Here is a 558-nt window from a genome sequence, read left to right on the forward strand (position 1 = left end):
GACCAGGACCAGGACCAGAAGCGCGAGCGCAATGCCCAGCAGGGTAGCCAGGACGAAGAAGAATAAGCCGTCCGCTGTACCGCATTCCGCAAAGGCCCGGCCCTCTGGTCGGGCCTTTGCATGTGTGGGGAGCTGAAGGTCGCTCGCGTATCATGCACGGCCATTCCGCATCGACGTCGTCGGTGCCTCTGCACAGGATTGTCTGCATGTCTGTTGTCTTCCCGCGGTGCACGTTGCTCGCGCTTGCCGTTATCGCTGGCGGCACCGCCAATGCGTCCCCTGCTGGCCGCGCGGCCATCGAGCCCCTGCTCGAACAGAGCCCGGGGGTGACCTTCAGTCAAGGCGTGCAGGAGGGCAAAGCGCAGTTCCGTGGTCGGCTGCAGCAGTTTGCCAACGGCGACACCCTGCTGCGCGTGGGGGACGGCGAGGGCGAACCGGTGATGCTGATCGTGTGCTCGCAATCGGGCTGGATCAATCCGGTTGGCGAGACCGGCAGCGCCACGCCGTTGAGCGGTGAGCAGCTCAAGGCGGTGCGGATGATGCAGTACATGGGCACGC

At 65.2% G+C, this 558-nt stretch carries 1 protein-coding gene; it reads left to right on the forward strand.

Features of this window, described 5'->3' with window-relative positions:
- Positions 1-206: 206 nt before the first annotated feature.
- Positions 207-558: hypothetical protein (locus ACXJKH_RS21960; RefSeq protein WP_457322556.1), on the forward strand; the 352-nt coding region annotated here is incomplete at its 3' end.

It is taken from the genome of Stenotrophomonas sp. P5_B8 (assembly GCF_054049855.1).